Raw genomic sequence first — 12805 nt, 5'->3', positions numbered from 1 at the left:
GCGGGAGTCCCCGAAGGCACAGATCCGGCATCGCCGGTGGACCCGGTTTCATACGGGACGCTTGACCGCGTAGGTGCGGGGCGCAGTCAATCGCCTCTGCTCCACCGTGGTGGAGCTGGACGCAAACGCCGCGTCACAACCAGTGGCGCTCGTTGTGCAAGCTCGCCGATTCATCGACGAGTAGTTGACATGGAAGTGCACCACTGGTGCGTGTAGCAGGTCGTCCCCGGCCTCGGCGCGGAGAAAGCCGAGGTCGGCGTCGTCCCACACCTTGTCGCCGACGACCTTCAGGACGACTCCGAAGTCGCGGGCGTACTCCTTGTACTGGCGATAGACGGAGACCCCCTTCCGGGTCGGCTCGGCGACGAGGAACGTGATGTCGAAGCGGGTGAACATGCCGGAGGCGAAGGAGTCCGAGCCCGCCGTCATGTCGACCACGACGTACTCGTCGGGGCCGTCCATCAGGTGGTTCAGGAACAGCTCCACCGCTCCCGTCTTGGAGTGGTAGCAGGCGACCCCCAGGTCGGAGTCCGTGAAGGGGCCGGTGACCATCAAACGGACGGCGCCGCCGTCGAGTTCCACCGGCCGGGCGCAGGCGTCGTACACCGGATTGTTCTCGCACACCCGCAGCAGCCGCGAACCCTCGCCGGGCGGCGTCGTCTTGATCATCGTCTGGGTGGAGGCGATCCGCGGATTGGAGCCGCGCAGGTAGTCCTTGATCAACGGCAGTCGCTCGCCCATCGCGGGCAGTGCGGCGGCCTGCCCCTCGTCGAGGCCGAGTGCGGTTCCCAGGTGCTGGTTGATGTCGGCGTCGACGGCGACGACCGGTGCGCCGGTGGCGGCGAGGTGGCGGACGAACAGGGCGGACAGGGTGGTCTTGCCGCTGCCGCCCTTCCCGACGAAAGCAATTTTCATGTTCACGAAGCGTAGCGGGGCGATAGCTGTATGTGGCATGCGTGCGTGAAGAAGGCCACTCGATCGTGGGGCGGGGGCCCGGGGTGCGTAATGTCGTACTCATGAGTACGACAGGTGCGAACGCCGATCCGCTCGCAGCCCTCGGTTCACTGCCCGGTGTGCCCGAGTCCGTGGAGTCCGTGCGCAAGGCCGTGGACCGGGTCTACGGGCACCGGGTCATGCGGCGTCGCAGCAACGAGATCACCTCCGAGGCGGCCCTGCGCGGCGCCCGAGGCTCCGCGGCGCTGTCGGGTGCCGACTGGGCGCTCGAAGAGGTGCGTCGGCGCACCGACTTCAGCGGTGACGATGAGGCGCGCGTCATGGGTGCGGCCCTGCGGCTCACGGCCGAGGCGGGCCAACTGCTGTCCATCTGGCGGCAGTCACCGCTCCGGGTGCTGGCCCGGCTGCACCTGGTGGCAGCGGCGAGCAAGGACGGCACGGTCGGGCGACCCCGCCAGGAGGGCGAGCCGGTCGACGAGCCGCTGGTCGAGCTGCCGCTGCCGAGCGCGGCGGAGGTGCATGGCCGCCTGGAGGGACTGTCCGAGCTGATCATCGCCGGCGGTTCGGCGCCCGCGCTGGTGACGGCCGCCGTCGTGCACGGCGAAATCCTCGCGCTGCGCCCCTTCACGTCCCGCAACGGCCTCGTCGCGCGCGCGGCCGAGCGCATCGTCCTGGTCGGCAGCGGCCTCGATCCGAAGTCCGTCTGCCCGGCGGAGGTCGGCCACGGCGAACTGGGCCGTGCGGCCTATCTGGCGGCGCTCGAGGGCTACGTCTCCGGCACCCCCGAGGGCATGGCCGCCTGGATCGCCCACTGCGGCAAGGCGATCGAGCTCGGCGCGCGCGAGTCGACGGCGGTGTGCGAGGCGCTGCAGCGCGGGGCGGCGTAACGCACACGCGCGTGGGGCCCACATGAGTTGCGGCGGTACGAGAATTCGTACCGCCGCTGGCATGTTCACCGAGTTACCAAGCGTCCTCGATATGTTGCCCATCAGGTCGGGAACTTTGCCCGTCACCTGGTGTGGCTGGCCCGTAATCGACGGGTCGACGTCGCGTGGGTGCCCGATGTTCATGCTCGGTCCGTGGGGCCAAATGCGTATTAAAGGTGATCCTCGCGGATGTCCTTGGTCTCGCGGGCCGTTGAGTCCTTTGTACTCCAGGACCCAACCAAGCGGAAGGCCTGGCTGCAGTTCTTTACTTTTGCTCTCAAAACTGCGTCAAACGGGCGTCGATGCGTCGAACTGTGCGCGCGGAAATGGGGAAGCGCAGGTCAAGCGCAGATCAGGCGAGCGCCGTACGGCGTCGGCTCGCGTACCAGACGAGGCCTGCGGTGGCCGCGGCGGCTCCTATGGCTGCCGCCGCGACAAGGGCTGGTCGCGGCGGCACGGAGAAGGAGGGAATCCGCTGCTTGAGTCGAACGGGGCGGTGGAAGTCGAGAATCGGCCACCCGCGCGCGAGTGCCTCGCGGCGCAGTGCGCGATCGGGGTTCACGGCGTGCGGGCGGCCGACGGACTGAAGCATCGGCAGGTCCGTTGCCGAGTCGCTGTATGCGTAGCAGCGGGACAGGTCGTAGCCCTCGGACTCGGCCAGCTCCTTGATCGCCTCGGCCTTCGTCGGGCCGTATGCGTAGTACTCCACCTCCCCGGTGAAACAGCCGTCCTCGCCCACGACCATGCGCGTGGCCACCACGCGGTCGGCGCCGAGCAACTCGCCGATCGGCTCGACCACCTCGGCACCCGACGTGGAAACGATCACGACGTCGCGGCCGGCGGTGTGGTGCTCCTCGATGAGGGACGCGGCCTCGTCGTAGATGATCGGGTCGATCAGGTCGTGCAGCGTCTCGGCGACGATCTCCTTGACCTGCTGGACGTTCCAGCCGCGGACGAGCGCGGAGAGGTACTCGCGGGTGCGCTCCATCTGGTCATGGTCCATACCGCCCAGGCGGAAGACGAACTGGGCATATGCGGTCCGCAAGGCGGCCCTGCGGTTGATCAGACCGCCTTGGTAGAAGGACTTGCTGAACGTGAGCGTGCTCGACTTCGCAATGACCGTCTTGTCCAGGTCAAAGAAGGCCGCTGTGCGGGGCAAGGAGTGGTTTTCCACAACCCTGAGCATAGGGGCAGCCCATTCGGCGTAAGGTGGGCGCGTGGGTTTGCCTGAGAGGGCTCTCGGGTACACCATGGAAGTCACGGATCGTTCGCGACCGTGCTAACCCGGTCCGACTCCTCCCCCCCCCGAGTCGGCCGTGGAGACGACCCCCGCTCTCCCCCCCGGCGGGGGTCGTCGCATGTCCGGGTGGGTTTTCCTCTTCTGAACGCGGCCGCGAGGCCGCAGCGAGGCGGCTGTGGCCGCCTTTTCGGCATGCCCATGATCCGTGACTGTGTGTAGCTGTCGTGCTGCTCTGCGGAAGTCGCACAGGGGTCGGTGCGGGGGTCACCGGTATGGGTGACGGCCATATTCACAACCGCCGAGTTGTCCACAGTTATCGACCAAGATCCACACGATTTCCGGGATCGCTGCACCGTGATTCCAGCGCGCCCCGCTCGGGCCGACTTCATGGCCGGTTCCGGTTAGTCGGGCGTGTTTGGCCGGTTCGTATCGGCCGTTCATATGGAGGCCGCTTGCCGGTTCTTCACACGTTTGGGAATCGCGGGGCCGCAGGGCTGCGCGAGTGATGCAGCGAAGGGGGATGGAAACCGTGACCGCAGCCGTCACACACGATCCGCCGCCCGCCGCCTCCGGGCGGCCGGGCAAACCGTTGATCGTCACGGAGGACGCCGACCTGCTCGACGACCTGCTGCGCCTGTGCGCGGCGGCCGGCGCCACACCAGAGGTCCACCACGGGGTGCCCGAGCCCCGGGGCAGCTGGGAGTCCGCGCCGCTCGTCCTGGTCGGTGACGACGCCGCACGCCGCGTGCGCGGGGCCGGACGCAGACGCGGAGTGGTGCTGGTCGGCCGTGACCAGGACGACTCGGGCGTCTGGCGCCGGGCCGTCGAGATCGGCGCCGACCACGTCCTGATGCTGCCCGACGGCGAACAGTGGTTGGTCGACCGCCTCGCCGACGTCGCCGAGGGCGTCGGCCGGCCGGCCCTCACCGTCGGGGTCATCGGCGGCCGCGGCGGAGCCGGAGCGTCCACGCTCGCGTGTGCCCTCGCCGTCACCGCCGCGCGTGAAGGGCTGCGCACCCTGCTCGTGGACGCCGATCCGCTGGGCGGCGGACTCGACGTCCTCCTCGGCGGCGAGGCCGCCGAGGGCCTGCGCTGGCCCTCGTTCGCCGGCTCACGCGGGCGGCTCGGCAGCGGCGCCCTGGAGGAGTCCTTGCCGAAGCTGCACTCCCTACGGGTCCTGAGCTGGGATCGCGGCGACTACCTCGCCGTCCCGCCGCAGGCGATGCGAGCGGTACTCGCCGCGGCCCGGCGCCGGGGAGGCACCGTCGTCGTCGACCTGCCCCGCCGTATCGACGACGGCGTCGCGGAGGCCCTCGCCCAGCTCGACGTGGGGATCCTCGTGGTCCCCGCCGAACTGCGCGCCCTCACCGCCGCTCGGCAGGTGGCCTCCGCGGTCCGGATGGTCCTGCGGGATCTGCGGGTGGCGGTACGTGGGCCGTACGCACCCGGGCTCGACGACCGCGAGGTGGCCCGGCTGCTGGAGCTACCGCTCGTCGGCGAGGTGCCGGTCGAGTCGGGACTGCTGCGGCCGCACGAGACCAAGGCTCCACCGGGGGCGGAGGGGCGGGGGCCGCTGGCGCGGTTCTGCCGGGAGTTCTGGGAGCGCGCGTTGCTTGAGGCGAGGGCGGCATGAGTGACGGCGTGAGCAGTGGCATGAGTGACGGCGTCGGCACGGCTTCGGGGCTCGACTGGGTGAGCGGTGGCGCGGATGGTTCGGTGCGGGCGTCTCCCGAGCGGTGGCGGTCGAGCGGGACGGCTGCCGGGAGGGTGCGTAGGGCCACGCCGCGATGGGCGGTGGACGGTTCGGCTGGTGATGCTGTCGCGCGGCGGGGGTCGGGCGGTTCGGTGGGTGCCGGTGTGGTGCGGCGGGTGTCGGACGGTTCGGTAGGCGCCGGTGTGGTGTCGCGGGTGGTGGAGGTCGCGGCGAGTACGGCCACTGGGCGGTGGGAGCCGGTCGACCGGGCCGGTCCGTCGGCTGGGCGGTGGGCGTCGGACGGGACGGCGGCCGGTGCGGGCATGCCCACGGGGCTGCTCGACGGGGTACGGCAGTGGCTGGCCGAGAGCGGGGCCGAGCCCACTCCCGCGCGCGTGGCGCAGGCCCTGCGGGAGCAGGGCAAGGTGCTGGGGGATGCCGAAGTCCTGGGTGCGGCCGAGCAGTTGCGGTCCGAGCTGGTCGGGAGCGGCCCGCTGGAGCCATTGCTCGCCGATCCGTCGGTGACGGATGTGCTGGTGTCGGCGCCGGACCGGGTCTGGGTGGACCGGGGCGGCGGCCTGGAGCTGACTTCCGTGTCCTTCCCGGACGCGGCGGCCGTACGACGCCTTGCGCAGCGCCTCGCCGCGGTGGCCGGGCGGCGGCTGGACGACGCGCGGCCCTGGGTGGACGCCCGGCTGCCCGACGGGACCCGACTGCACGCGGTACTGCCACCGGTCGCCGTCGGCTGCGCCTGCCTGTCGTTGCGGGTCGTGCGGCCGCGGGCGTTCACGCTCGACGAGCTGGTCGCGGCGGGCACGGTGCCGCCGGGCGGGGACCGAGTGCTGCGGGCGCTGGTCGACGCGCGGCTGTCCTTCCTCATCAGCGGCGGGACAGGCAGTGGCAAGACGACGTTGCTGAGCGCGTTGCTCGGGCTGGCCGGGCCGGGCGAGCGGATCGTGCTCGCGGAGGACTCGGCGGAGCTCAGGCCGGACCATCCGCACGTCGTTCGGCTGGAGAGCAGACCCGCCAACCAGGAGGGCGCCGGGCTCGTCACCCTCGAGGACCTGGTGCGGCAGGCGCTGCGGATGCGGCCGGACCGACTCGTCGTGGGCGAAGTGCGCGGACCAGAAGTCGTGCATCTCCTGGCGGCCTTGAACACCGGTCACGAAGGCGGCTGCGGGACCGTCCACGCGAATGCGGCGGCCGACGTGCCGGCCCGGCTGGAGGCGCTCGGCACGGCGGCAGGGCTCGACCGGGCCGCGCTGCACAGCCAGTTGGCGGCCGCGCTGTCGGTCGTACTCCATCTCGTGCGCGACCGGGCCGGGCGGCGGCGGATCTCGGAGGTGCATGTGCTGGAACGGGACCCGTCGGGGCTGGTGCGGACGGTGCCGGCGCTGCGCTGGGGTGCGGGGGCGTTCGCGTACGAGCGCGGGTGGGAGCGGCTGCGGGGGCTGCTTCGGGGTGCGAGCGAAGTGGAGGCGTGCCGTGGTCGTGAGGGTGCGGGGGCCGTGGATGGGGCGCGGTGATCGTGAGGGGTTCCGGAGTGTGGAGGGGGTGCTGACGTGGGGGATTCGGTGGCCGTGACCGGTCAGGCGACGCGATGGGTCCGGCGACGCGAGGGGCCCGGTGGCCCTGAGGAGTCGGTGAGGTGAGGGGTTCGGTGGCCGTGAGGAGTCGGTGACGTGAGGGGTTCGGTGGCCCTGAGGAGTCGGCGACGCGATGGGCTCGGTGGCCCTGAGGAATCGGTGACGTGAGGGGTTCGGTGGTCTGAATGGGTGAGATGTCGTGGGGCGCGGCAGTGGCGTGTCTCGGGGCGGCGGTCTGGTTGCTGGGCGGGCGGAACTCAGGGGCGCGGCGGGCGCAGCTACTGCTTGCGGGCGGTGGAGCGGTCGGAGCAGGGCCGCCCGGCTGGCGGCAGATGGCCGGGGAGCTGCGACGGCTGCGGGGGCGGCTGCGGGCCGAGTGGTGGGCGCCGGTTCTCGGGCTGGTGCTGGGTGCGCTGGGAGCTTCGGTGCTGCCGGTCGTCGCGGGGGCGGCCGGGGTGCCGCTGCTGCGGAGGGTGCGGCTGGCTCGGGAGGCGCGGCGGACGCGGGAGCGTTGCGGGGATGCGCTGATCGCGCTGTGCGGGGCGCTTGCCGGGGAGGTGCGGGCCGGGCGGCAGCCGGGTGAGGCGTTGCTGCGGGCGGCGCGGGACTCCGGTGGGCTCGGTCGACGGTCGTGATGCTCGCCGGGTTGCCGGTCCTGGGGCTGCTGCTCGGTGCCGCGATGGGAGCCGACCCACTGCATGTGCTGCTGCATACCGGGGCGGGGCTCGGATGCGTGGTGGTCGGAGGGGTGCTCGAGGGGCTGGGGATGTGGTGGGCAATGCGGATCGTGCGGGGAGCGGAGGCGGCGTGAGGACCCGGGGCGGTCGGGGCGTGAGAGGGAGGTGGCGGCGTGAGGACTTGGGCGGGTCCAGGTCGTGAGAGGGAGATGGCGGCGTGAGTGCGGAAGTTGTCCACAGGCTGGGGGCGGCCGTGGGAGCGGCGTTGGTCGTCGGTTGGCTGGTGCAGTGGCCCGTGGCCGCGCGTCACGAGCGGAGGGCACGGCGACGCCTGGCCGAGTTGATGTCGGCCGCCGACGTGACGTCGACGTGCCGACGGTTCGACGTCCGGCAGGGCATGCGGCAAGGGCTGCCCATGGCGGCGGTCGTGGGTGCCGGGTGGGCGCTGGTCGGCGGCATCGTCGGCCTGGCGGTGGGGCTGATCGTCGCGGTCGGGCTGTGGGTATGGCGGCGTCGGCAGGGGTCCGTTGGCGCCGAGGAGCAGCCCGACGCCGGTGAGGTGGCTCGCCAGCTGCCGCTCGCCGCCGATCTGGTGGCGGCCTGCATCGCGGCGGGCGCCGGTCCGGTGATCGCGGCGCAGGCCGTGGGGGAGGCCTTGGGCGGCCCCGTCGGGGACGGGCTGGCGCGAGGGGCGGCGGAGGTGCGGCTCGGTGGTGAACCGGGCGAGGCATGGCAGCGGCTGGCCTCGATGCCGGGGGCCGGCGCGCTGGCGCGGTTGCTCGAAAGGGCCGATGTGTCGGGGCTTCCGGCGGCCGGACCGGTTGCTCGGCTCGCCGCGGAGGCCCGCGCCGACCGGGCGCGCACCGCGACGGAACGGGCCAGGCGGGCGGCCGTCATGGTCACCGCGCCGGTGGGGTTGTGCTTCCTGCCCGCGTTCATCGCGGTGGGCGTGGCGCCGGTGGTGATCGGGCTGGCGGGCGGGGTGCTGGGAGGAGGTGATGGATGACGGGGTGAGGGGCGGCGACGGTCGCCGGTCAGTAGCCGAGTTCGGACTTCGGCAGCAGGCGAGTTCGGAGTTTGCAGCAGACGTTCAACAGCTGGATTCAACAGCTGGATTCAACAGGACTGAGCCTTACGGGGGTTGAGATGTACAAGGCGGTACGGGCAAGGATGCGCGCCCTGGTGTACAGGATGCGGGCGGCGCGGAGGGACGCGGGGATGGTCACCTCCGAGTACGCGATGGGGATCGTCGCGGCGGTGGCGTTCGCCGTGGTGCTCTACAAGGTCGTGACGAGCGGCCAGGTCAGCGCGGAGTTGCAGGCCATCGTGAAGCAGGCGCTCGATGCGCGGATGTGAGCGGGAGATCGAACGGGGGTCGGGTCGGCGTGCCGGTTGGGGGGCCGGTCGGGGATCGGACCAGGGGTTCGTGACGGCGGAGTCGGCTGTGGTGCTGCCCGTGCTGGTGATGTTCGCGATGGCACTGGTGTGGGGGCTGCTCGTGGTGGCCGCGCAGCTCCAGTGCGTGGACGCGGCCCGGACTGGCGCTCGTGCGGCAGCCCGGCAGGATCCGGCCGACGCGGTCATCGAGGTCACCCGTGAGGCGGCACCGCGCGGCGCGACGGTCACGGTCGGCCGGGAGGGGAACGAGGTCCGCGTGGTCGTCGTGGCCAAGCCGCCCGTGCTGCGCGGGCTCCCCTTCGAGGTACGGGAGGAAGCCGTGGCGTCGGCGGAGGACATGGTGGGGGCGGGGACATGAGAGGGGGGTTCGCCGTGGGGCTCGGGTTTGTCGCCGGCCGACGAGCTGGGCGTGAGATGGCGGGCGGTCGTTCTTCTGCCCGCGCCTCTGTCGCCAGATGGGGCTGTAGCTCCCTCAGGGGCTGGCGTACGTGCCGCAGGCCGATCGCCGGCCGGGGATCTGACCACAGGCCCATGGCCGACAGGAGATCTGACCGCAGCCCCATGGCCGACCGGGGACCTGCTCCCAAACCCCTCGCCGGCCGGGGATCTGACCCCAAGAACATCGCCGGCCGAGGGCCCGGCCACAGGCCCACATGTGGCCGAGAGTCCGGCCACAGGCCCATCACTGGCCGAGAGTCTGGCCATAGGCCCGCCACTGGCCGACCGTCTGGGCACAGGTCCGTCACCGGTCGGAGCTCCGGGCGCAGTCCCGTCATCGAGCGGCATGCGGACCGCAGGCCCGTCGCCGACCGGCATGCGGCCCGGGGACCTGCTGTCGGCCTGCGCTCCGATCGCGGTTCCGCCACCGTCTGGAGCGTCGGCGCCATCGCCGTGCTCTGCGTCGTCTTCGGCGTCGTACTCGCCCTGGGCCAAGCCGTCGCGAGCCGACACCGTGCGGCCGGCGGTGCGGATCTGGCGGCGCTCGCGGCGGCCGATCACTGGGCGGAGGGCGGTACGGCGGCCTGCGCCCGTGCGGAGCGGGTGGCCCGGGCACAGGGCGTGCGGCTCGTGCGGTGCGTGATGGTGGGCGAGGTCTCGGACGTGACGGCGGCTTCGGGCCGGGGGCCGTTCGCGGCGGAAGTCAGGGCGCGGGCGGGGCCTGCGGGCCCGGAGGGGGCGCCCCTGCCGACGGGGCCTCCGCCGGGTGGCCCTGCGGGGACGGGCCGGCCGACGCCGGCTCCTTGACCGGTTGCGCGACTGCCATCGGCTCCGATTCCCCGGCCCTGGCCCCGGCCGAGGCAGCTTCCCCTTCCCGGCCGGGTCAGTGTCTCCCCTCCCGTCGGCGGTACGTTCTCCGCCGCGAGACAGGGCACGCCCCGCTCCCCGGCCGGGCAGCTTCCCCGCTTCCCGCCCAGGGCAGCGCCCTCTGCCGCCGGCGATACGTTCTCCGCCGCCAGCCAGGGCATGCTCCCCTACCCGGCCGCGGCAAGCTGTCCGTCCCCCGCTGGGGCAGTCTCCCTCTCCTCGGCCAGGACAGTCCCTGCGTCCCCAGCCGGGCACGCGAGCCGTCCCCAGCTGGGTCGGGGCCCTTTGCCGTCAGCCGGTGCGCTGTCCCCGGTTGGGTCAGGGCCCTTCGTCCTTCGCTGGTGCGCTGTCCTCGGTTGGGTCAGGGCCCTTCGTCCTTCGCTGGTGCGCTGTCCCCGGTTGGGTCAGGGTCCCTCGCCCTCCGCCGGTGAGCCCTCCCCAGTCGGACCAGGACCCCCGCCCCTCGCCGGGACAGGCTCCCCCTCCCCGGCCGTGGCAAGCTCCCCTTCCCCACCCTCCGCAGGCTCCCCCTTCTCCTCCGGCGCCCCCCGCAGCAGCACCGTGAGCAACCGCACCGCCCCCCTCTTGTGCAGCGGATCGTTCCCGTTGCCGCACTTGGGGGACTGGATGCAGGACGGGCAGCCGGCGTCGCACTCGCAGGCGGCGATGGCCTGGCGGGTGGCGGTGAGCCAGGCGCGGGCGGTGTGGAAGGCGCGCTCGGCGAAGCCCGCGCCGCCGGGGTGGCCGTCGTAGACGAAGACGGTCGGGAGCAGTGTGTCGGGGTGCAGCGGGATCGAGACGCCGCCGATGTCCCAGCGGTCGCAGGTCGCGAAGAGGGGCAGCAGGCCGATCGAGGCGTGCTCGGCGGCGTGCAGGGCGCCGCCGAGGATCTCGGGGTTGATCCGGGCCTCGTCCAGCTGGTCCTCGGTGACGGTCCACCACACCGCGCGTGTGCGCAGCGTACGAGGAGGGAGGTCGAGTTTCGTCTCGCCCAGTACTTCGCCGGTGATCAGCCGGCGGCGCAGGAAGGAGACCACCTGGTTGGTGACCTCGACGGAGCCGTAGCACAGGCGGCCATCGCCCCACGGGACCTCGACGTCCGTCTCCAGGACGGAGATCGACGTGGTGTCGCGGGCGACCGTCGAATACGGCGGAGCGGCCTCCTCGACCAGGGCGACCGAGTCCTCCAGGTCGAGGGTGCGGACGAGATACGTGCGGCCCTGATGGAGATGGACCGCGCCCTCGTGGACGGTGGTGTGCGCGGCGCCCGCGTCGACCGTGCCGAGTAGGCGGCCCGTGCCGGACTCGACGATCTGGACCGGGCGGCCGCCCCCGCCGCGGATGTCGGTCAGGTCGGCGGCCCGTTCCCGGCGCGTCCAGTGCCAGGCCTTCGTGCGGCGGCGCAGCAGCTTCGCGGCCTCCAGTTGGGGCAACAGCGCCTCGGTCTCGGGGCCGAAAAGCGCCAAGTCCTCGTCCGTCAGCGGGATTTCCGCGGCGGCCGCGCACAGGTGCGGAGCCAGGACGTACGGGTTGTCGGGGTCGAGGACCGTCGACTCCACCGGCCGTTCGAACAGGGCCTCGGGGTGGTGGACGAGGTAGGTGTCCAGCGGGTCGTCGCGGGCGACCAGGACGGCCAGCGCGCCCTGCCCGGAGCGCCCGGCCCGGCCCGCCTGCTGCCACAGGGACGCGCGCGTGCCCGGGTAGCCGGCGATCAGTACGGCGTCCAGGCCGGAGACGTCGATGCCGAGTTCCAGCGCGGTGGTGGCGGCGAGGCCGAGGAGTTCGCCGGAGTGCAGGGCCTGTTCCAGCGCGCGGCGTTCCTCGGGGAGGTAGCCGCCCCGATACGCCGCGACACGCCGGGCGAGGGAGCGGTCGACCTCGGCGAGGCGTTCCTGGGCGATGACCGAGATCAGCTCGGCGCCACGCCGGGAGCGTACGAAGGCGACCGACCGCACACCTTGCACGGCCAGATCCGTCAGCAGGTCGGCCGTCTCGGCGGTGGCGGTACGCCGGACGGGGGCGCCCTTCTCGCCCTGGAGTTCGGTGAGCGGGGGCTCCCAGAGGGCGAAGACCAGTTCCCCGCGTGGGGAGGCGTCGTCGGCGACCTCCACCACCGGCAGGCCCGTCAGGCGCCCGGCGGCCACCGCGGGCTCGGCGGCGGTCGCGGAGGCCAGCAGGAAGACGGGAGAGGCGCCGTAGCGGGCGCACAGGCGGCGCAGGCGGCGCAACACCTGGGCGACGTGGGAGCCGAAGACGCCGCGGTAGGTGTGGCACTCGTCGATGACGACGTACTTCAGCGCCTTCAGGAAGGAGGACCAGCGGGGGTGGGACGGGAGTATGCCGCGATGCAGCATGTCGGGGTTGGTGAGGACGTAGTTGGCGTACTGGCGGATCCACTCGCGTTCCTCGAACGGAGTATCGCCGTCGTACACGGCCGGCCGTACGGAATTGCCCAGCGGATGTGAAAGTTCCTTCACCGAACGGCACTGATCCGCCGCAAGGGCCTTGGTGGGGGCCAGGTAGAGGGCAGTGGCGCCACGGCCGTTGGGGGCTTCGGAGCCGTCCAGAAGTGTCGAGAGGACCGGCGCGAGGTAGGCCAGGGACTTGCCGGACGCCGTGCCGGTGGCGACGACCACCGAGTCGCCGTCCAGGGCGTGCTCGGCGGCGCGTGCCTGGTGGGCCCAGGGATGTTCGATTCCCGCGGTCTGCACCGCGGCGATGACCTCCGCCCGGATTCGATCAGGCCAGACTGCATGGCGACCCGCGCGCGGGGGCACATGCTCCGTATGAGTGATGCGCGAAGCCCGGCTCGGTCCCGAGGCGAGCCGGCCCAGCAGCGTACCCGGGTCCACCCGGGAATCGGGGCCCGTCGGGGATCGATCGGATCGGTGATTCTTGGCCATCGGCACCGAGTGTGTCACTGGCGTGACGGACAATGGGACCAAGGCGTCGTGCACGCCTGCCGGTAAGTGATTGAATGCCATCGCGGCTGGCGAACCGTCCTGGGGACTGCAAGCCGAGGTGTC

General features: G+C 72.3%; 10 protein-coding genes and 1 pseudogene. 8 read left to right on the top strand and 3 right to left on the bottom strand.

Features of this window, described 5'->3' with window-relative positions:
* Positions 1-48: 48 nt before the first annotated feature.
* On the bottom strand, positions 49-915 hold the full coding sequence (locus tag ADL12_RS01655; protein WP_079051789.1) for an ATP-binding protein: 867 nt from the start codon (positions 913-915) through the stop codon (positions 49-51).
* A 101-nt stretch (positions 916-1016) separates the two neighbouring features.
* Here ADL12_RS01655 and ADL12_RS01650 point away from each other — a divergent pair, with 101 nt between their 5' ends.
* Positions 1017-1841 carry a Fic family protein gene (locus ADL12_RS01650; protein ID WP_062697637.1) on the top strand — a complete coding sequence of 275 codons (825 nt, stop codon included), beginning with the start codon at positions 1017-1019 and terminating at the stop codon, positions 1839-1841.
* Positions 1842-2232: 391 nt separating this feature from the next.
* Here ADL12_RS01650 and ADL12_RS01645 read toward each other — a convergent pair whose 3' ends face one another.
* The gene (locus ADL12_RS01645) at positions 2233-3066 is read right to left on the bottom strand and encodes an HAD family hydrolase (RefSeq protein WP_062697635.1); all 834 of its coding nucleotides are present in this window, start codon (positions 3064-3066) and stop codon (positions 2233-2235) included.
* A gap of 574 nt (positions 3067-3640) precedes the next feature.
* Between ADL12_RS01645 and ssd the strand changes: the two genes are divergently transcribed.
* From ssd to ADL12_RS01610, 7 genes and pseudogenes are all read left to right on the top strand, one after another.
* Positions 3641-4753 (top strand): septum site-determining protein Ssd, encoded by a 1113-nt coding sequence (gene ssd / locus ADL12_RS01640; RefSeq protein WP_062697634.1) that lies wholly within the window; start codon positions 3641-3643, stop codon positions 4751-4753.
* A gap of 383 nt (positions 4754-5136) precedes the next feature.
* Positions 5137-6339, top strand: coding sequence for a TadA family conjugal transfer-associated ATPase (locus tag ADL12_RS01635; protein WP_062697779.1), 1203 nt, complete (start codon positions 5137-5139; stop codon positions 6337-6339).
* A 245-nt stretch (positions 6340-6584) separates the two neighbouring features.
* Positions 6585-7210, top strand: a pseudogene (locus ADL12_RS01630) (type II secretion system F family protein).
* A gap of 83 nt (positions 7211-7293) precedes the next feature.
* Positions 7294-8082, top strand: coding sequence for a type II secretion system F family protein (locus ADL12_RS01625; protein WP_062697632.1), 789 nt, complete (start codon positions 7294-7296; stop codon positions 8080-8082).
* A gap of 140 nt (positions 8083-8222) precedes the next feature.
* Positions 8223-8432 carry a DUF4244 domain-containing protein gene (locus tag ADL12_RS01620; RefSeq protein ID WP_062697630.1) on the top strand — a complete coding sequence of 70 codons (210 nt, stop codon included), beginning with the start codon at positions 8223-8225 and terminating at the stop codon, positions 8430-8432.
* Positions 8433-8502: 70 nt separating this feature from the next.
* Entirely contained in the window at positions 8503-8832 is a 330-nt protein-coding gene (locus ADL12_RS01615) for a TadE family type IV pilus minor pilin (RefSeq protein WP_062697629.1), read from the top strand.
* Positions 8833-9314: 482 nt separating this feature from the next.
* Positions 9315-9719, top strand: a complete 405-nt coding sequence (locus ADL12_RS01610) for an Rv3654c family TadE-like protein (protein WP_062697777.1) — start codon at positions 9315-9317, stop codon at positions 9717-9719.
* 464 nt (positions 9720-10183) lie between these two features.
* Here the strand turns inward: ADL12_RS01610 and ADL12_RS01605 are convergent, their stop codons facing one another.
* The gene (locus ADL12_RS01605) at positions 10184-12763 is read right to left on the bottom strand and encodes a DEAD/DEAH box helicase (RefSeq protein WP_244187730.1); all 2580 of its coding nucleotides are present in this window, start codon (positions 12761-12763) and stop codon (positions 10184-10186) included.
* Positions 12764-12805 lie beyond the last annotated feature (42 nt).

This window comes from Streptomyces regalis, assembly GCF_001509475.1.
Classification (GTDB): Bacteria; Actinomycetota; Actinomycetes; order Streptomycetales; family Streptomycetaceae; genus Streptomyces; species Streptomyces regalis.
This window is presented reverse-complemented; position numbering and strand designations above follow the sequence as displayed.

Coding starts and splice junctions, on each gene's coding strand:
- ADL12_RS01655 (WP_079051789.1), bottom strand. CDS start 915: ATGAAAATTGCTTTCGTCGGGAAGGGCGGCAGCGGCAAGACCACCCTG.
- ADL12_RS01650 (WP_062697637.1), top strand. CDS start 1,017: ATGAGTACGACAGGTGCGAACGCCGATCCGCTCGCAGCCCTCGGTTCA.
- ADL12_RS01645 (WP_062697635.1), bottom strand. CDS start 3,066: ATGCTCAGGGTTGTGGAAAACCACTCCTTGCCCCGCACAGCGGCCTTC.
- ssd (WP_062697634.1), top strand. CDS start 3,641: ATGGAAACCGTGACCGCAGCCGTCACACACGATCCGCCGCCCGCCGCC.
- ADL12_RS01635 (WP_062697779.1), top strand. CDS start 5,137: ATGCCCACGGGGCTGCTCGACGGGGTACGGCAGTGGCTGGCCGAGAGC.
- ADL12_RS01620 (WP_062697630.1), top strand. CDS start 8,223: ATGTACAAGGCGGTACGGGCAAGGATGCGCGCCCTGGTGTACAGGATG.
- ADL12_RS01605 (WP_244187730.1), bottom strand. CDS start 12,763: ATGGCATTCAATCACTTACCGGCAGGCGTGCACGACGCCTTGGTCCCA.